Source organism: Phycicoccus jejuensis (genome assembly GCF_000720925.1).
GTDB classification, from domain to species: domain Bacteria; phylum Actinomycetota; class Actinomycetes; order Actinomycetales; family Dermatophilaceae; genus Phycicoccus; species Phycicoccus jejuensis.
Window position 1 is genome coordinate 86,840 of sequence record NZ_JOEE01000006.1, and the last position, 20,482, is coordinate 107,321.

Genomic DNA, 20,482 nt, shown 5'->3' on the forward strand with positions numbered 1-20,482 from the left:
CCGCCATGAGCATCGCCGACACCCAGGACCCGTTCGCCGTCACCGGTGAGGAGGCGCCCGCCCCGACGACCGAGGCCGCGCCCGCGCTGCCGCCGCTCGGTGGTGCCGTGCCCGCCGCCGCGACGGCCGCGCCCGCCGCGGTCGACCCCCGCCGCCTGCACCTGCTGCGCGAGGTGGAGCTCGGCATCAGCGTCGAGCTCGGCCGCAGCCGGATGACGGTGCGCGAGGTGCTCGGCCTGGCTCCGGGCGCCGTCGTCGAGCTCGACCGCCCCGCCGGCAGCCCGGTCGACGTCCTCGTCAACGGCACCCTCATGGCGCGCGGCGAGGTCGTCGTCGTCGACGACGAGTACGCCGTCCGCGTCACCGAGATCGTCAGCGCCGACCCGGCCCTGGGGCTCGGCGCCTGATGGACGGATCCGTCGTGCTCGTCGTGCTGCGGCTGCTCGTCTCCCTCGGCGTCGTCCTCACCCTCCTCGTGCTGCTCGCCCGCTGGGCGCGCAAGCGCGGCCTCGGGGGTGCGGTCGGCTCGCGTGCCGGGGTGCAGGTCGAGGTGCTGTCGCGGCGCGCGCTGGGCCGCGGGTCCGCCCTCCACGTCGTGCGCGTCGGCGAGCAGGTACTCGTCCTCGGCGTCACCGACCAGCACGTCTCGCTCCTGCGCGAGCTCGACCCGCAGGTCCTCGAGGTCGTCGAGCCGGAGCAGGAGGCCCCCGTGGTCACCGCCCCGACGGTCGCCATCGCGCCCGCCGCCGCGCCGGACTTCGCCGCCGCGCTGCGGGCGCAGGCCGACGGGACCGGCCTCGACCTCGGCCCCGCGGCCACCGTGCCGGTCGCCGTCGCCTCCGTCGCTCCCGCTGCTCCGGTCACCCGCAGCGGTCGCCACGCCGCGGCGCGCCGCCCCGTCCTGCCCCGCCCCGCCGCCCCCGCGGCCGGTGGCGCCCCGGTGCCGACCGGATGGCCGTGGAACGCCGCGAGCCTCGTCGTCGGCGCGATCAAGGGGAGTCGTGCCTAGTCCCCTCGCCCTCCTGCGGCGGGTGCGCCCGCTGCTCGTGACCGGCCTCGTGCTGTTCACGGCGTTCGGCCCCGGCGCCGCCCTCGCGTCGGCCGCGCCGAGCCCGAGCCCGTCGCCCACCCCCGGTGGGGTGTCGGTGACGCTCGACGGCGGCGCGACGCAGCCGAGCCAGACGGTGACGATCATCGTCCTGCTCACCGTGCTGTCGCTGGCGCCGGCGCTGCTCATCCTCACGACCGCCTTCACCAAGGTGATCGTCGTGCTGTCGCTGACCCGCAACGCGCTCGGCACCCAGACCATCCCGCCGAACCAGGTCTTGGTCGGCCTCGCGCTCTTCCTCAGCCTCTTCATCATGGCGCCGGTCCTGTCGCAGATGAACGACCAGGGCATCCAGCCCTACATGAAGGGCGACATCACCCAGTCGCAGGCGATCGAGCGCACCGTCAAGCCGCTCCGGACGTTCATGGGCGAGCAGACCCGCCCGGCCGAGCTCGCGACGATGGTCAAGCTGAGCGGTGAGGAGAAGCCCGCGACGGTCGACGACGTGCCGCTGACGACGCTCGTGCCGGCCTTCGTCCTCTCGGAGCTGAAGTCCGCGTTCATCATCGGCTTCGTCATCTTCGTGCCGTTCCTCGTCATCGACGTCGTCGTCAGCTCCGTGCTCATGTCGATGGGCATGATGATGCTGCCGCCCGCGCTCATCTCGCTGCCCTTCAAGCTCCTGCTCTTCGTCATGGTCGACGGCTGGGGCCTCATCGTCACCGCCCTCGTCCAGAGCTACCGGTGAGGGGGAGGACGTGACCGACGCCGACATCGTCCACATCGGGGTGCAGGCCATGATCGTCAGCGCGAAGCTGGCGATGCCCGTGCTGCTCACCGCCCTGGCCATCGGCTTCGTCATCTCGCTCTTCCAGGCGGTCACGCAGGTGCAGGAGGTGACGCTCAGCTTCGTGCCGAAGCTCCTCGGCGTCGCGCTCGTCCTCGTCGTCGCCGGCCACTGGATGCTCCAGGAGGCGGTGTCCTTCACCCGCGCCATGTTCGACCTCCTGCCGCAGCTGCTCACCTGATGACGATCGCGTTCGCCGCCGACTCGCTCGTCACGCTGCTGCTCGCGACGACGCGGCTCTCGGTGTTCTTCCTCCTCGCCCCGCCGTTCAGCAGCAAGGCCGTTCCGGCGCGCGTCAAGGCCGGTCTGGCCGTCGCGCTCTCGCTGGCGGTGCTCCCGGCCATCCGTGGGCAGGCGACGCCGGCGCTCGAGCTCTTCCCGCTGCTCGGCGCGGCCCTCTACCAGGCGGTCGTCGGCGCGGCGATGGGCTTCGTCGTCCTGCTGGCCTTCGCGGTCGTGCAGGCCGCCGGCGAGCTGCTCGACCTCGCGAGTGGCTTCACGCTCGCCTCGCTCTACGACCCGATGTCGAACGCGACGAGCAGCATCTTCGGGCGCATCCACCAGCTGCTCGCGATCACCCTGCTCTTCGCGACCGGCGGGCACCTCTTCCTCGTGCGCGGGCTCATCTCGACCTTCACGGTCCTGCCGCTGCACCCGATGGCCCTCGGCGACCTCGCCCGGCTCGTCACCGACGGGATCGGCACCTTCCTCGGTGGGGCGCTGCAGGTGGCGGCGCCGGTGCTCGTCGTGCTCTTCCTCTCGGAGATCGCGCTCGGCCTGGTGTCGCGGGCCGTCCCGACGCTCAACATCTTCGCGATCAGCTTCCCCGTGAAGATCATCCTCGTCATCTCCTTCGCGGGAATGGCCTTCGCGCTGCTGCCCGGGGTCGTCAGCGAGCTGCTCGACCAGACCGGACGCGACATGACCTCGGTGGCGCGGATGCTCGGGGCGGGTGGGTGAGCCGGTGAGCGACAAGTCGCAGAAGACCGAGAAGCCCACCCCGCAGCGGCTCAAGAAGGCGCGCCGCGACGGGCAGGTCGCCCGCACCGCCGAGCTCAGCGCGTGGGCGGCCGTCATGCTCGCGTCCGTCGTCCTGCCGCACCTCGTCTCCGGGCTGTCCGAGCTGTTCGTCGGCACCCTCCAGGGGCTGCGCGAGGTCATCCTCGACCCGCAGCCCGAGCGCGGCGTGACCGTGATGCGGCAGACGGGGATCGACGCCGTCAAGGTGCTCGCGCCGTTCCTCGGCGTCATGGTCGTGGCCGCGCTGGCCAGCAGCGCGGCGCAGGGCGGCATCCGCGTCTACCCCGGCAAGTTCAAGCCCAACTTCGGTGTGCTCAACCCGGCCAAGGGGCTCAAGCAGCTCGTCTCCGCGCACGCCGCGTGGACCCTCGGCAAGACCCTGCTGAAGTTCGTCATCTTCGGGTGGGTCGGGTACACCGAGCTGCGCGACGTCGCGATCCTCATGACGACGCACGGCTCGTGGTCACTCGGGGCTGCGGCGTCCGCAGCGGTCGGGGCCGTGACGCACGTGCTCCGGCTCGTCGCCGGCGTCGGGCTCGTGCTCGCCGCAGCGGACTTCGTCATGGAGAAGCGGCGCATCGGCTCGCAGCTGAAGATGAGCCAGGACGAGATCAGGCGCGAGCACAAGCAGTCCGAGGGCGACCCGCTGCTCAAGGGCATGATCCGCGGCAAGCAGCGCGAGATGAGCCGCAACCGGATGCTCTCCAACCTCGCCTCGGCCGACGTCGTGCTCGTCAACCCGACGCACGTCGCGGTCGCGCTCAAGTACGAGATGGGCCTCGGCGCGCCGCGGGTCGTCGCGCGCGGCGCCGGTGCGGCGGCGGCCCGCATCCGCGAGGAGGCGGCCGAGCTGCGGCTGCCGATGGTCGAGGACGTGCCGCTCGCGCGCACCGTCTACCGGATGTGCGACGTCGGCGACGAGATCCCGCCGGAGCTCTTCGATGCCGTCGCGGGCGTGTTCGTCTTCGTCCTCGGGCTCAAGCGCCGCGGCGTGACGAGCGGCTTCCACCGCAGCCCGTACGCGGGCACCGACCGGGCGGGGGTCGCCGCGTGAGCTCCGCGACCACCCCGGGCGCCCGGACCCCTCAGGTCACGTCCCCGCCTGCCGATGGGAGTCCCGAGATGACTGCCACCACCCGCTCCCGTCGCCACCGCGAGGTCCGATGAAGAACGCACGGCTGAGCCAGATCGGCATCCCGGCGGCCGTCGTCGGCGTCGTCGTCATGATGGTCGTGCCGGTGCCGAGCATGCTGCTCGACCTGCTGCTGGCCCTCAACCTCACGATCTCGGTGCTCGTCCTGCTCGTGGCCCTGCGCGTGACGCGGCCGCTGGACTTCGCGGTCTTCCCGTCGCTGCTGCTCGTCGCGACGCTCTTCCGGCTGGCGCTCAACATCAGCGCGACCCGCCTCGTGCTCGTCGACGGGTTCGCCGGCAAGGTCATCGAGGCGTTCGGTCACTTCGTCGTCGGCAGCTCGCTCGTCGTCGGCCTCGTCATCTTCCTCATCCTGGTCGTCATCCAGTTCGTCGTCATCACCAACGGTGCCGGGCGCGTGGCCGAGGTGGCCGCCCGCTTCACCCTCGACGCGATGCCCGGCAAGCAGATGGCCATCGACGCCGACCTCAACTCGGGCCTCATCGACGAGGACGAGGCGCGGCGCCGCCGCAAGGAGGTCTCGGGCGAGGCGGACTTCTACGGCGCGATGGACGGTGCCTCGAAGTTCGTCAAGGGCGACGCGATCGCCGCCATCGTCATCACGCTCGTCAACCTCATCGGCGGCCTCGTCATCGGCGTCGTCCAGAACGGCCAGGCAGTTGGGGACGCGATCCAGACCTACAGCCTCCTGTCGGTCGGCGACGGCCTCGTCTCGCAGATCCCCGCCCTGCTGCTGTCGATGTCGACCGGCATCATCGTCACCCGCGCCTCGACCGAGCGCGACATGGGCGGCGACATCATCCACCAGTTCGGCCAGCAGCGCGGCGCCATCCAGATCGCCGGCGTCGTCATCATGGCGCTGGCGCTCGTGCCGGCCCTGCCGAAGCTGCCGTTCATCCTCATCGGCGGCGGCGCGGTGCTCCTGGCCCGCGCGATGCCGAAGCTCGAGGAGCGCGAGGAGGCCCGCCGCGCCGAGGAGGCCGCCGCCGAGCGCGAGGCCCTGCCGTCTCCCGACAGCCCGCAGGTCCTCGCCCACGACATCCGCGTCGAGCCGCTCGAGCTCGAGCTGGCCTTCGACCTCATCGGCCTCGTCGACGCCGACAACGGTGGCGACCTGCTCGGCCGGGTCAAGGCGCTGCGCCGCAAGCTCGCGATGGAGCTCGGCGTCGTCATCCCGCTCGTGCGCACCCGCGACAACCTCGACCTGCCCTCGCACACCTACGCGATCCGCGTCCACGGTGTCGAGGTCGCCCGCGGCGAGGCGCCCGCCGGGCACGTGCTCGTCATCGGCGACGCCATCGCGCACCTCGAGGGCATCCCGACCCGCGAGCCGGTGTTCGGCCTCGAGGCCAAGTGGGTCGCCGCGCACCTGCGCGGACGCGCCGAGGCACTCGACGGCACGGTCGTCGACCGCTCGTCGGTCATCACCACCCACCTCGCCGAGACCGTCCGCCGGCACGCTGCGGACCTGCTGGGCCGCGAGGACGTCAAGCTGCTCGTCGACGCCGTGCGCTCCACGCACCCGCAGGTCATCGAGGAGCTCACCCCCAACCCGCTCGCGCTCGGCGAGATCCAACGCGTCCTCAAGGGACTGCTCGTCGAGGGCGTCGGCATCCGCGACCTCGTCCGGATCTTCGAGGCGATCTCGCTGCGGGCCCGGGTCACCACCGACCCCGACCAGCTCGTCGAGGCAGCGCGCCTGGCGCTCGGCCCGGCCATCGCGGCGTCGCACGCCTCCAACGGCGACCTCCACGTGCTCACCTTCGAGCCGCGGCTGGAGCAGAAGCTGCTCGAGTCGCTGCGCTCCGGTGACGGCGGCCCCCAGCTGCTGCTCGACCCGTACTTCGCCGACCGGCTGGCCACCGAGGCCGCCCGCGTCTCGCGCACGGTCGAGGAGGGCGGTGTGCAGCCGGTGCTCGTGTGCGCGCAGCCGCTGCGGCGGGCGGTGCGCCGGCTCGTCGAGGGCGCGGCCCCGCAGCTGCCGGTGCTGGCGTACCAGGAGCTCGGTGGCCACCTGCGCCTGACCACGGCCGGCGTCGTCGACGTCGCCGCCGCCGACGCGCTCGGCACGGCGGGGGTCTGACATGGGCCGCACGAAGTCCGGGGGAGAGGCGAAGGCCAAGCCGGCCAAGGCGCACTCGCCGGAGCGCTTCGCGTTCGGCGCGCTCTTCGGCGTCGCGCTGTTCGTCCCCGCGGGGATGCTCGTCTACGCCGGCAACCTCTCGATCGACCAGGCCGTATACCGCTTCGGCCTCGCGTGGCTCGTCGCGGTCGTCGGCGTCGGCATCGTCGCCTCCACGCTCCACAACCCGGTCGTCCGCACACCCGCTGCGGCTCCCGTGCCGGTCGCCGCGCCGGCTGAGCAGCCGCCGGTCGACGAGACGATGGCTTTCCCCACGACCGACCCCGCGGACCCGCAGGCCGGCTGAGCCCCCTCCGCTGCGCCGGGTCGAGGTGAAAACCGACCACGTCAGGGTCGGTTCTCACCTCCACCGGATGAGGTGCGCGGGGGTCTGTTACGCGCTGCCCTGAAGCCGCGCATCGGGCTGTGAAGCGGCCGATAGAGTGTGGGGCCGTCGGCCTCCGGGTCGGCCCGCTGGCGTGGCGCAATCGGTAGCGCACCTGTCTTGTAAACAGGGGGTTGGGGGTTCGAGTCCCCCCGCCAGCTCCACCCCGCGTGTATTGCTTCGCCTGATGCTGGACGTTTCGTGGTCGGCTGATCCGCGACAGTGTTCCGCTTGAGGCTTGACAGGTGCTTCGGCTGATCCTCAACGCTCTTTCACAAGGAGTGAGTCGAGCTGCGGAGTGGCAGACACCGCCCGCTGCGCGGAGGGCCATCCGGTTGGTCACGCGGCACGGCATCCTGGATGGATCCTCGGGAGAGCCCTGAGGCGGAGGTGGCCCATGTCCAAGTCCATCGGGCAGGCCCCTACTAGGGTTGCGCCCGTGATCACGGGTGACTTGAAGAGCAACATCGACCGCGTCTGGGACGCCTTCTGGTCAGGGGGCATCAGCAACCCGCTCGAGGTCATCGAGCAGATCACCTACCTGCTCTTCATCCGTCGCCTCGACGACATCCAGACGCTGGCCGAGAAGAAGGCACGCGTGACCGGCGGCGCCGTCGAGAGCCCCGTGTTCCTGCCCGGCCATTCTCACCTGAGGTGGAGCCAGTTCAAGAACACCTCCCCCGAAGTGATGCACAAGACGATCGCCTACGAGGTCTTCCCATTCCTTCGCGGGATGGGCGACGGCACCACCTACAGCGAGCACATGAAGGATGCCCGCTTCACCATCCCGACCCCGGCCCTGCTGTCCAAGGTCGTAGACATGCTCGACGACATCCCGATGGCGGATCGCGACACCAACGGCGACCTCTACGAGTACCTGCTCTCCAAGATCGCCTCAGCCGGCGTCAACGGTCAGTTCCGCACCCCGCGCCACATCATCGAGCTGATGGTCAAGATGACCGCTCCGCAGCCGGCCGACGAGATCTGCGATCCTGCCTGCGGCACGGCTGGCTTCCTTGTCGCCGCGGGCGAGTACGTCCGCGACACTCACGCCGACGCGCTCCTGGACCAGCTGGAGCGCAAGCACTTCCACGCGTCGATGTTCCACGGCTACGACTTCGACTCGACCATGCTCCGCATCGGCAGCATGAACATGCTGTTGCACGGCATAGAGGCCCCCGACATCCGCTATCGCGACTCCCTGTCTGAGGGCGCGGCCGCGGACGCCGACAAGTACACGCTGATCCTGGCCAATCCGCCTTTCGCCGGGTCGCTCGACTATGAATCCACGGCGAAGGATCTCCAGCGGGTCGTGAAGACAAGGAAGACCGAGCTGCTCTTCCTCGCTCTGTTTCTCAAGCTGCTCAAACCTGGTGGGCGGGCTGCTGTCATCGTGCCGGACGGCGTGCTCTTCGGTTCGAGCAGCGCGCACAAGGCGCTCCGCAAAATGCTGGTCGAGGATCAGAAGCTCGACGCCGTCGTGAAACTGCCGTCCGGTGTCTTCCGCCCGTACGCCGGCGTCTCCACCGCGATCTTGTTCTTCACCAAGACCAACTCCGGCGGCACCGACCAAGTCTGGTTCTACGACGTCCGCGCCGACGGCTTCAGCCTCGATGACAGGCGCAACCCGGTCGAAGCCAATGACCTCCCCGACGTGCTCGCCCGCTGGCAGACCCGCGACGACGAGAAGGATCGTGCCCGCGCCGAGCAGTCCTTCCTCGTGCCCAAGGACGACATCGTTGTCCAGGGGTACGACCTCTCCTTGAACCGTTACAAGGAGATCGTCCACGACGAGATCGAGCACCGCGCCCCGCTGGAGATCATCGCCGACATCGAGACGCTTGAGGACGAGATCGCCCAGGGCCTCGCGGAACTGAAGGCGATGCTCTCGTGACAGTCATCGCACTGGGCAACGTCGTCGACATCGTTATGGGGCAGGCTCCGCCCGGCAACGCATGCAACAAGGATGGCGTTGGTGTTCCCTTCGTTAAGGCAGGCGAGTTTCAAAGTCGTCGGCCTGTTATCCGCGAATGGACCACTAAGCCGCTGAAGTTGGCTCAGCACGATGACACCCTTGTTTGCGTTGTCGGCGCGACCGCCGGCAAGGTCAACCAGGGTGTCGACTGTGCCATTGGACGATCAGTCGCAGCGATTCGTCCTCAGCCAAGCGAAATCGATCCTGAGTACCTGTACCGGTTCCTCTCGACGACCGTCACCCGCCTGCGTGGAGGTAGCCAGGGCGCCGCTCAGGGCGTCATCACAAGGGAGATGATCGGCAACCTCGAGGTGGACCTCCCACCCCTCCCCGAGCAGCGCCGCATCGCCACGATCCTCGACCATGCCGACGCCCTCCGCGTAAAGCGCCGCCAAGTCCTCAGCCACCTCAGCTCCCTCACCCAATCGATCTTCACCGAAATGTTCCCGGACGAAGCGGAAGCTGAACGCGTCCCCCTTGGCGACCTCGCAACGCTCGTCACAAAGGGCACTACCCCCACGAGTGTTGGCCTGAAGTTCTCACCCGAAGGGGTGCCATTCCTACGTGCCCAGAACCTGCAGTGCGGAACTGTGGCGTTCGGTCCCGGCGACTTGTTCATCGATGAAGATTCAGATCTTGCGCTGAAGCGATCCAGGATCATGCCCCGCGACCTCTTGATCTCGATCGCAGGCACAATTGGCCGAGTTTCCCTCGTGCCTGAGGAATCCCCGACAATGAACTGCAACCAAGCCGTGGCCATTATCAGGCTCATCGAACCGGAGACCGGCCCGTGGCTTCGAGCATGGCTCGCGTCCAGCGATGCACTTTCACAAATCGGCGCTTCCACCGTGACTGGAACAATCTCCAATCTCAGCCTTGGTCAGATTCGGCAGCTGAAGGTCCCCATCGTCAGGGGAGACGAAGTCAGGGAGTTCAATCTGCGATCCGCATCCGTCGAAGCGGCAAAGGATTCCGCCGCTGCTGTTGCGGCTACTGAAGACGAACTTTTCGTCTCCATCGAGTACGGCGCCTTCCGAGGGGAGCTGTAACCGATGCCCGTTGAGATGAGGATGTGGCGCATCGACGGAGACGAGCCCAAGCCACTGACGGCGTCAGTGCTCCCTGCAGAGAAGGACCTGCACGAGTTCCTCAAGCGCGATCCCTCACTACTCGGCGAGCGCCTGCTGGTGATCGGCAGTGAGGTGATCACGCCGTACGGCCCGCGTCTCGACCTTCTTGCGATCGACGCCGACGGAAACCTGCACCTGCTGGAACTGAAGCGCGACAAGACGCCTCGCGAGGTTGTCGCTCAGGTGCTCGACTACGGCTCGTGGGCGTCGACGCTGTCGCGCGACGACGTTCTCGATATCGCCACCAAGCACCTCGACCAGCCGTTCGAGGCCGCGTTCGAGGACGTCTTCGGAAGCGCGCCGCCCGACGAGCTCAATGGCAACCTCAGCCTCACGATCGTGGCTGCCGAACTCGATGCCAGTTCCGAGCGAATCGTCAACTACTTGCGCGACTTCGGTGTCCCCGTCAATGCGGTCTTCTTCTCCTACCTCGAAGACGACGACCGTCGCTACCTGGCCCGCTCCTGGCTCACCGCGTCAGATGACGAGACTCCGCAGGGCCCCCCGGGAAGCAAGAAGAACAAGCGCGCCGCGTGGAACGGCAAGGACTGGTACATCTCCTTTGCCGGTGGCGACCGCGTATGGGACGACGCCCGCCAACACGGCTTCGTCTCGGGTGGCGGCGGCAAGATGTTCTCGCAAGACATGAGGGCATTGCCCAAGGACGCTCGGATATGGGTCAACGTCCCGCCCATGCGCTACGTGGCGGTGGGGCGAGTCCTGGCACCGGCGGCACGTTTCGAGCACGCCCAGGTCCGCGTCGCCGGCAACTGGGTACAACTGAGCGCGCAAGCGCTGCACGGCACTTACTCTGATGACCCGGCGACGCCGGACGACATTGCTGAGTGGGTCGTGCCGGTCGAGTGGATTGATGCGCGGCCCCTCGAGGCTGGGTTCTGGGAGAAGGGCATGTTCGCCAGCCAGCACAGCGCCTGCAAACTGCGCCAGGAGTTCACTCTTCAACGACTGGCCGACCACTTCAACATCGACGACGGCGAGTAATCGACGATCATGGGGAACTTCGACTTCGTTCATCAGACGCTGCCGTCACTCCATGACGACTGCGCCCGGGCTGAGTCGTACCTGTCGTCTGACCCGCGCTCGGCGTGCTTCTACAGCCGCCGGGTGGTCGAGGAGTTGGTGGGCTATCTCTACGACGTCCTCTCGCTACCACCCCCGTACCGCAACGACCTCGCGGCGAAGATCAACGATGCCGCGTTCAAGGCCAAAGTGCCGCAGGGCATCACGCAGAAGCTGACGGCGATCCGGCGAATCGCCAACACCGCAGTGCACGAGAACAGGCAGATCCGCCCGGACGTGTCACTGGCCGTGCTGCGCGAGCTGTTCAACGTCGTCGTGTGGACGTCCTACCATCACTCCCCGGCGCCGACAGTGGTGCCGCTACAAGCCCAGTTCGACCCTGCTCTTGCAGCCAAAGCCGCGCCGCTGTCGCGCGAGGAGGTCGCCCGCCTCGCGGCGAAGTTCAAGGAGCAGGACGAGGCCCACGCCCGCGAGCTCGCCGAGAAGGACGAACGGCTGGCTGGCCACGAGGCGGAGATCGCCGAGTTGAAGGCTCAGATCGCAGCCGCCCAAGCAGCAGCAGCGCCGGACACGCGCGACTACGACGAGGCCGCCGCCCGGGACCTGTTCATCGACGTCTTGCTGCACGAGGCCGGGTGGACGTTGGATGAGGAGCGGGACCGGGAGTACCCCGTCACGGGGATGCCCAACGCTGGGGGGAGCGGCTTCGTCGACTACGTCCTCTGGGGCGCCGATGGTCTGCCGCTGGCGGTGGTGGAAGCCAAGCGCACCGCCAAGTCGCCGGAAGTGGGTCAGCAGCAGGCCAAGCTGTACGCCGACTGCCTGGAGAAACAGTTCGGCCGACGACCCGTCATCTTCTACACCAACGGTTACGAGCACAGGATCTGGGACGACGCCGGCGGTTACCCACCGCGCGAGACCCAGGGCTTCTACACCCGCGACGAGCTGGAGCTGCTCATCCAGCGCCGCCAGACCAAGCTCCCGTTGTCGTCCGCACAGGCGAACACCAACATCGCTGGCCGGCCGTACCAGGTGCAGGCCACCAAGGCAGTGGGCGTTGCCTTCGACCGCAAGCAGCGCGAGGCCCTCCTCGTGATGGCGACCGGCTCGGGCAAGACCCGCACCACCATCGCGCTCGTCGACCTGTTGCAGAAGGCGAACTGGGTCAAGCGCGTACTCTTCCTCGCTGACCGCACCGCTCTGGTCAACCAGGCCGCCAACGCGTTCAAGCAACACCTGCCTGGATCAACGACGGTCAATCTCGTCACCGAGAAGGCGATCGAAGGGCGCGTCTACGTCTCGACCTATCCCACGATGATGAACCTCATCAACGAGATCGACGACGGCACTCGCCGCTTCGGGCCGGGCTACTTCGACCTCATCGTGGTCGACGAGGCGCACCGCTCCGTCTACGCCAAGTACGGAGCGATCTTCGACTACTTCGACTCACTACTCATCGGCCTCACCGCGACGCCCAAGGACGAGGTCGACCACAACACCTACCGGCTGTTCCACCTCGAAGATGGTGTCCCCACCGACAACTACTCCCTCGACGACGCAGTCGACTCCGGCTACCTCGTTCCCCCGAAAGGCATCAGCGTCGGCACCCAGTTCCTGCGCTCCGGCATCAAGTACGAGGACCTCACCGAGGAGGAGAAGGACCAGTGGGACGCCCTCGACTGGGGCGAGGACGGTCCGCCCGACGAGGTCGGTGCCGAGGAGATCAACCGGTTCCTCTTCAACGAGGACACCGTGGACAAGGTCCTCGAAACCCTGATGGTGCAGGGCTACAAGGTGGCCGGCGGGGACCGCCTGGGCAAGACGATCATCTTCGCCAAGTCACAGAAGCACGCCGAGTTCATCGAGAAGCGGTTCAACTTCGCATACCCCGAACTCGCCGGCCACTTCGCCCGCGTGGTCACCCACGGCACGCCGTACGCCCAGTCGCTGATCGACGACTTCTCGATCAAGGACAAGGCGCCGCACATCGCGATCAGCGTCGACATGCTCGACACCGGCATCGACGTGCCCGAGGTCGTCAACCTCGTCTTCTTCAAGATGGTGCGATCGAAATCAAAGTTCTGGCAGATGATCGGCCGTGGCACTCGCCTCTGCCCGGGTCTCTTCGGTCCCGGAGAAGACAAGCACGACTTCCTGGTCTTCGACTTCTGCGGCAACCTCGAGTACTTCAGCCAGGACCTCCCCGGATCCCAGGGGCAGACCCAGAAGTCACTCTCCCAGCGGCTCTTCGAGGCGCGGCTCGGGCTTCTCACAAGACTCGGCGATAACGAACCCGATCTGCGCTCGTCCAGCGTGAAGACGCTGCACGAGCTCGTCGCCGGAATGAATTTCGAGAACTTCGTTGTCCGCCCGCACCGCCGAGCCGTAGAGAAATACGCGTCCGCAGACGCCTGGAACCAGATCGTGCCCGAGGACTCGGAGGCGCTGCTCACTCTCGCCGGACTGCCGTCCTCTGTCCGCGACGACGACGAGGACGCCAAGCGCTTCGACCTCCTCATACTGCGGCGACAGCTCGCCCAGCTCGACGGCGATGCCGCGCTGGCCGAGAGGCTGCGCGAGTCCGTCCAGCAGATCGCCGCCGCGCTACTCGGCAAGACCACGATCCCGAGCGTCGCCGAGCAGGCGGTGCTTCTGGAGTCGGTGGCCGGCGACGAGTGGTGGATCGACGTGACGCTGCCGATGCTGGAGCTCGCCCGACTCCGCATCCGAGGCCTCGCGCGGTTCATTGAGAAGACGTCACGCAACCCGATCTACACCGACTTCGAGGACACTATCGGCGAGGGCGTCGAGGTGGTGCTGCCTCGCGTCACCCCCGGCACCAACTTCGAGCGCTTCCGCGCCAAGGCCGAGGCGTACCTCCGCGAGCACCTCGACAACCTCGCCCTCCAGCGCCTCCGCCGCAACAAGCAGCTCACCGCGAACGACCTCACTGAGCTGGAGCAGATGCTGGTTGCTTCCGGTGGCGAGCAGGTCGACCTCGTCTGGGCCAACGAGCAGACCGGCGGCCTAGGCATTTTCGTCCGCGGACTCGTCGGCCTCGACCGCACCGCGGCCATCGAGGCGTTCGAGAACTACCTGGACGGCACGAAGTTCTCCGCCGATCAGGTCCGCTTCGTGAATCTCATCATCGACGAGTTGACCAAGAACGGTGTCATGGAACCTGCGCGCCTCTTCGAGTCGCCTTATACCGACCATGCCCCGTCCGGCCCCGACTACGTCTTTCCAGACGTGGAAGTCGAGGTCATCGTTGAGACGTTGAAGGGCATCAAGCGCAACGTCCTACCTGAAGACGTCGCGTGAAGTTCCGCCGGAAGGACCCGGTCACCCCACGCGTACCGAGGACCCTCGCACGGAAGACGAAGTCGCTCTATGCCGACGACGCTGACGGTCTTGATCGCGACGTCCTGAATCGAAAGAGGCTAGCAACGCAACTGGGGCGAGCCGTCAGGGACCTTGCGGAAGAGACCGAGAGCGCGGTTGTTGGGCTGGTTGGTCCGTGGGGATCCGGCAAGTCCAGTTTGCTCGGCCAGATCGAGAAGGACCTTGCCGAGAACGATTGGTACATCGGACGACATAACCCCTGGGCCTACTCCGATTTCGCAGGCTCGGCTGCCGGCTTCTTCGCGTCCGTACGTGACGCCGTCCCGGAGGATGTCCTCGGAAAGGAGTGGCGCGCGGTCGTGGGCGAGTGGGTCTCCAAGGCGGCGCCGCTTGGCGCGGCAGGTGGTGTTGCTGGCGTTGACGGATCCGGCGCCATCGGAGCGGTCGGTGCAGTCATCACCGGCGACCGCAGCCCGGCCCGTCTCCGCGAGGCTGCAGCTGAAGGCCTGACCAAGATCGATCACCCAGTCCTCATGGTGCTCGATGACCTTGACCGACTAGCGCCCGACGAACTCCTCTACACGTTCAAGCTCGTACGGCTCCTCGGCCGCCTGCCAAACGTGTACTACCTGCTCGCCTACGACGAGACGACTCTCACGGATCTACTCGAGGCGACCGATCTGGTGGGCAAGGGCACAGGTCGCGCGCAGCAGTACCTCGAGAAGATCATCCAGGTCCGCCTGGAAATGCCGCCCATGCTGCCCGAGCAGCAGGCAGCACTGGCGAACGCCGCAATGGACGAGGTCTGTGCCCGGAGGGAAATAACGCTGTCAGCCAGCACCACGCGACGAATGCAACAGGTCTGGCAAGACTGCCTCTCGACCTATCTTGACCAACCCCGTTCAGTGAAGCGGCTGTTCACCCAGGTCGACGCTACGTGGCCAGATGTCGCGGGAGAGGTTGACTTCTCCGACTTCGTCGCCATCACGTTCCTGCGGGTCTTTGAGGGTCCGACGCTCGAACTGGTCATCAACCACCGCGCTGAGATTCTGGAGCAAGCCTCCGCCTTCAGCTTTGCCATGCGACAGGAGTCGCCACAAGATCGGTGGCAGCGGTGGAGTCAGCGGATCGCCGACGCGGGACCGCGACACCCTGCTGCGATCGAGGCGCTACTGGCGCACCTCTTCATCTTCATCCGCGGCGCCCGAGAGGGTACGACGTACGCCGGCTCCTCCCACCAAGAGGATGTCAGGAAAAGGATGGGTGTCGGTACCTCCGAGCACTTCGACCGTTACGTCCAAGTCGGCGTCCCGGAGTCCGACCTACCCGAAGCGACAGTCAGGGCCGCAGCGGAGGAGCTGAGGGCCGGCCAGTCCGGCGAGGCGTTGGCCGACCTAGTCCGTCGGATGAACCAAGACGCCGCTCCTGTCTTGCGTAAGTTGCGCCGAGAACACCTTTCGTCGCCGTTGCCTGCTTCGACGACCCTGCCCCTGCTCAGCAGCGTCTATCTGCCAGCGATGGAGCAGAAGAGCGGTCTGTTCGGGCTCTCGCCAGATTTCAGTGTTATCGGTCTCGCTATCGACGTGCTCGACAGCACCGAAAGCGCGACCGCTGCTCCCTTAGTCGAGCAGATGGCCGTCTCGGACGCCGCCGGGCTCGCTCTGGCAGCCGCCTGCGTGCGGATGGCGCTTAAGGACTCGGACACACCGCGCCCGTGGGCAGCGGGCGCGAAGGCATCAATCGCGGCGGCGCTCGAAGATGGGATCAGGGCCTTCGCTACTCAGCCGGCCAGATCCCACCCTCGTCTGGTGTCTTACGTCTACGACCACCTACACCTCGCGAAACCCGCAAACACCCGCGAGTTGCTCTGGGAGGCCATCGACTCCGGCGTGTGGGACTTGCGCGAGGTGCTCGGACTGATGGTCCCCCTCGGACAAGCCAGCAACGGCGAAGCCAGCTGGACCTCGATGGGCGACTTCTCCGAAGGGATGGTCGAGGACTTGCTGGGCGTTGACGCGGTGTTGGCCCGTATCCCCGAGCGTCCGGACTTGCTCGAGCGCCACAATTCTGATGACTACTTCGATCGGCGAGTTGACGCCGACGACCTCGAGGCGAGGATCGAGTACGCCCTTATCGGCCTTGAGCGCGTGAGGGCTAGGCGCCTGCGAGAAACAGAAACCACCGACGAATAGTCGACACCTGGTGAGCGTGACCAGCCCGGATCGGATAGCTGACCTTTCGAGGCGGCTGCCCTTGCCCATCAGCGTCCGCACGTGGGTACCAGATCACCACGTCAACTCACCAAACCCGCCGCCATTTGGCATTCCCCCAGTAGCCCCTTGGATCCCTCGAGTTCAGTCGAATAAGCCGCTTCCATTGGCCCGGTGGGTCCTGACAAGTCCGCCCACTTGCATGTGCTATTGGCCGAACTTTGGCCAAATGTCGGCAGCGGTTACTGGTGAGTGCGGACCTTCGTAGTGACGCAGAAACATATCGAAGCTACGGTCAAGGACCGGGCTGGCGGTCGGCGCTAAAGAGCTTAGATCGAGAGCGGCTTTCAAGAACGCTAGGGATACCTTCTTCTCCTGAAGTCGTCGGCCCGTCTCGTCGAGCCCTTGGAAGACCCGGAACGCCAATACTGCGACCACAGTCCCCGCGGCGGTAGTCAGCGACGCCAGGCCAACGGAAGATCCCGTAATGCTAGTCAGGTCGCTAGTCGACAGCAGCAGCGCAGTCGGCACAACAAACGCGACGACCATGGCGATTGCCGAAAAAGCCAACCATCTGTTCCGAGAGGTGCGCGAAGTCTTCAGTTGACTCTCAATCTGATCGCCAACCTGTTGCGCGAAAGTTTCAAGGCCGCTAATAATCGGCCTGGCTAGGTCTGGATCGGAAGGCAATAGGGTTTCCCGGCCCTGTTCGCGTTGCGTGACCGTCCGATAAATTTCCGCCAGTTCCGTTCTCGACCTTTGGTTATCAACATCGTTCGTTGAGGCGGTTTGAGCGAGAAGCTGCGTCGCAAGAGCCTTCTCTGCATCCGTTGCCACGATCGAGTTGAGGACGTGGTCAGCGAGCGGCTTCGCTCTCTCCATTTAAGTCCATTCCTCAACGTCGCGCGACGAAATGCGCCCAGCTATGTCAATGACACGCTTACGCTCGACCGCGCCCTCTCGGAATACTATGAGCGCTTTGCGACCCTCGTCATCGCGAGAGAATCCAGCAACAGTGCTTACGTCGGTCGCCTTAATTGTGGGGTGCTGAATGGCAATGAGAGGAGTTTCTTCCCTCTGGAGACGCATCAGTCCCGCCACGACAATCGCAATGGCGTCATCGATGCTTACGACGCGGCTACCATCGTCGTAGTAAATGGCCGTGCTCGTGATCGGCTCGTCCATCTCAGCCGAGAGTTGTCGTTCGATCCAGCTGTGCGGCAGGCGCACGCCAAGTTCCCCTCGGGTGTAGAGCGCAGATGGCAGCGCATCCTGTACGTGAGGGCTCAATTGTTGGCTGATGGGCGCGACGAGGGTCAAAGGAGTGTCCTTATCCGCTGCGTCTAGGATTCTGTGCTCCCTGAATGAGAGGTCCACGTAGCGCTCGATCATGAGTTGGCTTGCGAAGCTGAGTGAGATCTTCTCTTCGTGCCTGTCGAGGATCGCATTGATCAACGCTGGAACGCCGTCTCGAGTGGGCTTTCCGGCGAGCGCGTAGCACGTGTCGGAGGGAACGATGCAGAGTCCCCCCTCGCGCAGCGTCCTTCTAACTTGGTGCACGTCGCCTGGGGGCAGCATGTCGCCGCGAGACTTGAGCTTGAAGATGGTCAGGTTGCGCTGCATGCGGTCTCCAGAGGGCCTGACGGGTCACCGTGCCTGAGGTTCTACCACTAACCTAGCGGCGTGACCCGCATCGTCGACTGGCGTGTATCGGATCCTGACATCCAACTGGCTGTGCAGTGCGTCCAAGACGGTGGGCTGTTGGTGCACCCAACAGACTCGTCTTACGGGGTGGCTTGCGACGCCTTCAACCCCAACGCTCTCGAACGGCTGAAGTCATTGCGGGGGATGACCCCTGACACGGTCCCGGTTGTCCTTGTTTCCGATGTTCGGATGGCCCAGGGGCTGGTCGCTGAGGTCCCGCCGTACGCGCGTTCGCTGATGGAGCGTCACTGGCCTGGGCCCCTGACCATTGTCCTGAAATCCGCTCCCTCGCTCCTATGGGATCTGGGGGCAAGTGGCCACACGGTGCCTCTTCGCGTGCCCGATCACGACGCACTGCGCCAGTTGATTGCGGCTGCCGGCCCTATCGTCGTAAGCGGGGCGCATCGAGTCGGCGATCGGCCAACCTTCTCACTTTCCGACGCCCTAGAGTCACTGGGAGTGAGCGTCGACCTCGCGATTGACGGCGGCTTGCTCCCAGATGCTCAGGCCTCGACCTTCGTTGATTGCACAGGTAAAACCTTGGACCTGGTCCGCCTGGGAGCGCTGCATCTCGATGACATCATGGACACCGCACGAGCTGCAGGCGATGCTTTCGGGACGCCAGCAGGGTCAAACGAGGATGCTTCCGAAGGGGCCGACAACTGATAACGCGGGTCGCTCGCGCGACTCGCTTCCCAAGATCAGCGTGTTGCCACAGGCGTGCTTGTCACAAGGGAGCTCGTCGTGTGGTTCGCGCGCCATTCGAGTGAACAAAGTGGGGCAGCGGTGCCCTTACGCATGGCACGCAGGCGGCACGCCGCGGGCAGGCGAGCCTGTGATGGTGTCGTTTGTGCAGGCCAGAGCCTGCATGGGGTTGTTGACCCGTTGGCTTGTAGACAGGGGGTTGGGGGTTCGAGTTCCCCCACCAGCTCCATCTCTCTGTGTCGCTGCGCGCGTGGGTGTCTTCGATGGCGTCACAACCGGGGTGATGGCCCAGCTACGACGCCATGAGCCGCGACGGTGTTTCGCGTGAGATCTGACAGGTGCTTCGGCTGATCCTTGACGCTCTTCGTAAGAGAGATGCGTGGGGCTGAGCAGTGGCGCGGGTCGGCCCTGTCGCCACCCTGACGAATGAACAGAACACGCCGTCCGCGGCCCCCCGCAGACAGCGTGTTCTACTCACTCGACTCGGCCGAGCGTCCATCCGCTGCGAGCAGACCGAACGCCCGCTGGCGGACGGGGCCCACCCGCAGCCAGCGAAGGCGCGCTGCCCGGCGACCCGTGCCTCTTGCATCGCCTCGCCGGGTGGGCGTACTGATCTCTGTCATGAACTGGGACGCTCTTGGCAAGGCCATCGGATGGCTTCCCGGCGCCGCGGTCGGAAGCCTGGTCGGCGGAGTGTTCGCGGCAGTCACGTTCGACTCCTTCGCGACGTCATGCCCCATCGGTGGCCCGTTCACCGGCATCGGAGGAGCCGTGACGCAGCTGAGCCAGGACTGCGTCCGGTCCCCGTTCGGCGACATGGGGTTGGTCGCCTACCTGACTGCGATGGCCTTCCTCGGGGCCGCGGTGGGCGTCGTGGTCCACGCTGCCCTTCATCGCGACGACGGCCACGAGTCCCCGCGATGAGCCCGGGACGTCGGACCGTGAACTGGTTGCAGCGCAGCGCTGGCCGGAGACTGCTGCCCGCCCTCAGTCGTGGCGCCTAACGCCTCGCGGCGATCAGGTGGCGGGTGGAGTGGGCCACGAAGGGGCGACCGGCGCGCATCCCCGCATCGAGCTCGCGCAACTGACGCTCGTACCGGTCGACGCCGAAGTCGGGGACCCACCAGACGCACTTGCGCAGGATCCAGACGACGGCGCCGATGTCGTGGAACTCCATCCGGCACCGGGCCGTCCGGAGGGTCTCGACGGTCAGCCCGGCGGCCTCGGCATCGCTCGCCTCGCGACGGGGGTCGCGTCCCCGGCGTTGCTCGGGGAGCGGCCCGAGCAGGTGCTCGATCAGCTCGAACGCGGAGGCCGGGCCGACGTGCTGGGCGAGGTAGAGCCCGTTCGGCCGCAACACCCGGTGGATCTCCGGCCAGTCGGGCCGGACCGGGTGGCGGGCCGTGACCAGGTCGAAGGACCGGTCCGGGAACGGCAGCGGTGCCCCGTCCGTCGTCTGGACGACCCGGACGCCGCGCGGTCCCAACGTCTCCCGCGCCCGCTCGACGTTCGGCGGCCAGGACTCGGTGATCACCATCGTCGCGGGAAGCGCCGGTGCCTCGTCGACGACCTCGCCGCCTCCGGTGTTGAGGTCCAGCGCGCGATCGACCGTCGCGAGCCGCTCCGCGAGGAGGCGGGCGAAACCCCACGGAGGGCGCTCCTCGACGGCCCGGCCCTGCAGCCATCCGAAGCCCCATCCGGTGACGTCGGCCGCCTCGGCCTCGGCCACCAGCTCGTCGAACGTGCGCACGGCACCACACCCTCCCAGATATCCCGGCGCGCGGTGGTCGGGGGATCCGG

Annotated in this window: 18 protein-coding genes and 1 tRNA gene; 16 read left to right on the forward strand and 3 right to left on the reverse strand. The window is 66.7% G+C overall.

Translation table 11 applies throughout. The annotated features are described in order from the left end of the window. The first annotated feature begins 5 nt into the window (after window positions 1-5). From fliN to IG69_RS0112745, 14 genes are all read left to right on the forward strand, one after another. Window positions 6-407, forward strand: coding sequence for a flagellar motor switch protein FliN (gene fliN, locus IG69_RS21645; protein WP_084696785.1), 402 nt, complete (start codon window positions 6-8; stop codon window positions 405-407). Beyond that, on the forward strand, window positions 407-1,009 hold the full coding sequence (locus IG69_RS22730) for a flagellar biosynthetic protein FliO (RefSeq protein WP_051750523.1): 603 nt from the start codon (window positions 407-409) through the stop codon (window positions 1,007-1,009). The genes fliN and IG69_RS22730 overlap by 1 nt, the downstream gene beginning before the upstream one ends. Next, a complete protein-coding gene (fliP, locus tag IG69_RS21650) occupies window positions 1,002-1,796 on the forward strand; it encodes a flagellar type III secretion system pore protein FliP (RefSeq protein WP_051750524.1) in 795 nt (264 codons plus the stop codon). The genes IG69_RS22730 and fliP overlap by 8 nt, the downstream gene beginning before the upstream one ends. A 10-nt stretch (window positions 1,797-1,806) precedes the next feature. Beyond that, complete coding sequence (gene fliQ, locus IG69_RS0112695; protein ID WP_030528550.1) at window positions 1,807-2,076, forward strand: flagellar biosynthesis protein FliQ; 270 nt, start codon at window positions 1,807-1,809, stop codon at window positions 2,074-2,076. Beyond that, entirely contained in the window at window positions 2,076-2,855 is a 780-nt protein-coding gene (locus tag IG69_RS0112700; RefSeq protein ID WP_030528551.1) for a flagellar biosynthetic protein FliR, read from the forward strand. The genes fliQ and IG69_RS0112700 overlap by 1 nt, the downstream gene beginning before the upstream one ends. Window positions 2,856-2,859: 4 nt before the next feature. Next, on the forward strand, window positions 2,860-3,969 hold the full coding sequence (locus IG69_RS0112705; RefSeq protein WP_036830069.1) for an EscU/YscU/HrcU family type III secretion system export apparatus switch protein: 1,110 nt from the start codon (window positions 2,860-2,862) through the stop codon (window positions 3,967-3,969). A 109-nt stretch (window positions 3,970-4,078) separates the two neighbouring features. Continuing rightward, window positions 4,079-6,151 carry a flagellar biosynthesis protein FlhA gene (gene flhA, locus IG69_RS0112710; RefSeq protein ID WP_036830005.1) on the forward strand — a complete coding sequence of 691 codons (2,073 nt, stop codon included), beginning with the start codon at window positions 4,079-4,081 and terminating at the stop codon, window positions 6,149-6,151. A gap of 1 nt (window position 6,152) precedes the next feature. Next, window positions 6,153-6,497, forward strand: a complete 345-nt coding sequence (locus tag IG69_RS0112715; RefSeq protein ID WP_030528554.1) for a hypothetical protein — start codon at window positions 6,153-6,155, stop codon at window positions 6,495-6,497. Window positions 6,498-6,663: 166 nt separating this feature from the next. Next, window positions 6,664-6,739: transfer RNA gene (locus IG69_RS0112720), tRNA-Thr, on the forward strand. A gap of 275 nt (window positions 6,740-7,014) precedes the next feature. After that, window positions 7,015-8,469 (forward strand): type I restriction-modification system subunit M, encoded by a 1,455-nt coding sequence (locus IG69_RS0112725; protein ID WP_030528555.1) that lies wholly within the window; start codon window positions 7,015-7,017, stop codon window positions 8,467-8,469. Beyond that, window positions 8,466-9,599 (forward strand): restriction endonuclease subunit S, encoded by a 1,134-nt coding sequence (locus IG69_RS21095; RefSeq protein ID WP_084696787.1) that lies wholly within the window; start codon window positions 8,466-8,468, stop codon window positions 9,597-9,599. Before IG69_RS0112725 ends, IG69_RS21095 begins: the two co-directional genes overlap by 4 nt. Window positions 9,600-9,620: 21 nt before the next feature. Next, window positions 9,621-10,682, forward strand: a complete 1,062-nt coding sequence (locus tag IG69_RS0112735; RefSeq protein WP_245616145.1) for a PDDEXK family nuclease — start codon at window positions 9,621-9,623, stop codon at window positions 10,680-10,682. A 9-nt stretch (window positions 10,683-10,691) separates the two neighbouring features. Continuing rightward, window positions 10,692-14,042, forward strand: coding sequence for a DEAD/DEAH box helicase family protein (locus IG69_RS0112740; protein ID WP_030528558.1), 3,351 nt, complete (start codon window positions 10,692-10,694; stop codon window positions 14,040-14,042). After that, window positions 14,039-16,255 carry a KAP family P-loop NTPase fold protein gene (locus IG69_RS0112745; protein ID WP_030528559.1) on the forward strand — a complete coding sequence of 739 codons (2,217 nt, stop codon included), beginning with the start codon at window positions 14,039-14,041 and terminating at the stop codon, window positions 16,253-16,255. The genes IG69_RS0112740 and IG69_RS0112745 overlap by 4 nt, the downstream gene beginning before the upstream one ends. 225 nt (window positions 16,256-16,480) lie before the next feature. Here the strand turns inward: IG69_RS0112745 and IG69_RS22150 are convergent, their stop codons facing one another. After that, window positions 16,481-17,155: a hypothetical protein gene (locus IG69_RS22150; RefSeq protein WP_157577550.1), complete on the reverse strand. Its 675-nt coding sequence runs from the start codon at window positions 17,153-17,155 to the stop codon at window positions 16,481-16,483. Next, a complete protein-coding gene (locus IG69_RS0112750; RefSeq protein ID WP_030528560.1) occupies window positions 17,156-17,896 on the reverse strand; it encodes a Sua5/YciO/YrdC/YwlC family protein in 741 nt (246 codons plus the stop codon). Window positions 17,897-17,956: 60 nt separating this feature from the next. Between IG69_RS0112750 and IG69_RS21655 the strand changes: the two genes are divergently transcribed. Together IG69_RS21655 and IG69_RS0112755 are read left to right on the forward strand one after the other, a co-directional pair. Continuing rightward, window positions 17,957-18,643: an L-threonylcarbamoyladenylate synthase gene (locus IG69_RS21655; protein WP_084696788.1), complete on the forward strand. Its 687-nt coding sequence runs from the start codon at window positions 17,957-17,959 to the stop codon at window positions 18,641-18,643. Window positions 18,644-19,282: 639 nt separating this feature from the next. Further along, a complete protein-coding gene (locus IG69_RS0112755; RefSeq protein WP_030528561.1) occupies window positions 19,283-19,606 on the forward strand; it encodes a hypothetical protein in 324 nt (107 codons plus the stop codon). A gap of 76 nt (window positions 19,607-19,682) precedes the next feature. On the opposite strand, the gene IG69_RS0112760 is transcribed toward IG69_RS0112755, so the two are convergent. Next, window positions 19,683-20,432: a class I SAM-dependent methyltransferase gene (locus IG69_RS0112760; RefSeq protein ID WP_030528562.1), complete on the reverse strand. Its 750-nt coding sequence runs from the start codon at window positions 20,430-20,432 to the stop codon at window positions 19,683-19,685. Between the last annotated feature and the right edge of the window lie 50 nt (window positions 20,433-20,482).

Excerpts from the sequence above, each read along its gene's own strand:
- fliN (WP_084696785.1), top strand. The coding sequence starts at position 6 with ATGAGCATCGCCGACACCCAGGACCCGTTCGCCGTCACCGGTGAGGAG.
- IG69_RS22730 (WP_051750523.1), top strand. The coding sequence starts at position 407 with ATGGACGGATCCGTCGTGCTCGTCGTGCTGCGGCTGCTCGTCTCCCTC.
- IG69_RS0112700 (WP_030528551.1), top strand. The coding sequence starts at position 2,076 with ATGACGATCGCGTTCGCCGCCGACTCGCTCGTCACGCTGCTGCTCGCG.
- flhA (WP_036830005.1), top strand. The coding sequence starts at position 4,079 with ATGAAGAACGCACGGCTGAGCCAGATCGGCATCCCGGCGGCCGTCGTC.
- IG69_RS0112715 (WP_030528554.1), top strand. The coding sequence starts at position 6,153 with ATGGGCCGCACGAAGTCCGGGGGAGAGGCGAAGGCCAAGCCGGCCAAG.
- IG69_RS0112735 (WP_245616145.1), top strand. The coding sequence starts at position 9,621 with ATGTGGCGCATCGACGGAGACGAGCCCAAGCCACTGACGGCGTCAGTG.
- IG69_RS0112740 (WP_030528558.1), top strand. The coding sequence starts at position 10,692 with ATGGGGAACTTCGACTTCGTTCATCAGACGCTGCCGTCACTCCATGAC.
- IG69_RS22150 (WP_157577550.1), bottom strand. The coding sequence starts at position 17,155 with ATGGAGAGAGCGAAGCCGCTCGCTGACCACGTCCTCAACTCGATCGTG.
- IG69_RS0112750 (WP_030528560.1), bottom strand. The coding sequence starts at position 17,896 with ATGCAGCGCAACCTGACCATCTTCAAGCTCAAGTCTCGCGGCGACATG.